Below are 917 nucleotides of genomic sequence, written 5' to 3' on the forward strand. Positions count from 1 at the left end.
TGCGCCTGGTAAGCAGAGTTTTTGAAATGTAAGGCCTTTGAATAAGACAAAAGGCTGCCTCATCGCTAACTTTGCAACAGTGCCTTTAAGCGTGCATAATAAGCCCTACACAAATTGGGAGTTAGACATCATGAGCAACGCAAAAACAAAGTTAGGCATCACAAAGTACAGCATCGTGACCAACAGCAACGATTCCGTCACACTGCGCCTCATGACTGAGCATGACCTTGCGATGCTCTATGAGTGGCTAAATCGATCTCATATCGTCGAGTGGTGGGGCGGAGAAGAAGCACGCCCGACACTTGCTGACGTACAGGAACAGTACTTGCCAAGCGTTTTAGCGCAAGAGTCCGTCACTCCATACATTGCAATGCTGAATGGAGAGCCGATTGGGTATGCCCAGTCGTACGTTGCTCTTGGAAGCGGGGACGGACGGTGGGAAGAAGAAACCGATCCAGGAGTACGCGGAATAGACCAGTTACTGGCGAATGCATCACAACTGGGCAAAGGCTTGGGAACCAAGCTGGTTCGAGCTCTGGTTGAGTTGCTGTTCAATGATCCCGAGGTCACCAAGATCCAAACGGACCCGTCGCCGAGCAACTTGCGAGCGATCCGATGCTACGAGAAAGCGGGGTTTGAGAGGCAAGGTACCGTAACCACCCCATATGGTCCAGCCGTGTACATGGTTCAAACACGCCAGGCATTCGAGCGAACACGCAGTGATGCCTAACCCTTCCATCGAGGGGGACGTCCAAGGGCTGGCGCCCTTGGCCGCCCCTCATGTCAAACGTTGGGCGAACCCGGAGCCTCATTAATTGTTAGCCGTTAAAATTAGGTGATGCTGCCAACTTACTGATTTAGTGTATGATGGTGTTTTTGAGGTGCTCCAGTGGCTTCTGTTTCTATCAGCTGTCCCT

1 protein-coding gene is annotated in these 917 nt (G+C 51.7%); it reads left to right on the forward strand.

Annotated features, from left to right (window positions below; all coding sequences use genetic code 11):
• Positions 1–175 precede the first annotated feature (175 nt).
• The gene (locus FTE26_RS03885; RefSeq protein WP_063840321.1) at positions 176–730 is read left to right on the forward strand and encodes a fluoroquinolone-acetylating aminoglycoside 6'-N-acetyltransferase AAC(6')-Ib-cr5; all 555 of its coding nucleotides are present in this window, start codon (positions 176–178) and stop codon (positions 728–730) included.
• Positions 731–917 lie beyond the last annotated feature (187 nt).

Origin of the sequence: Escherichia sp. S10b, from assembly GCF_028421345.1 — a bacterium.
In the GTDB taxonomy this organism is placed as follows: Bacteria; Pseudomonadota; Gammaproteobacteria; order Enterobacterales; family Enterobacteriaceae; genus ECMA0423.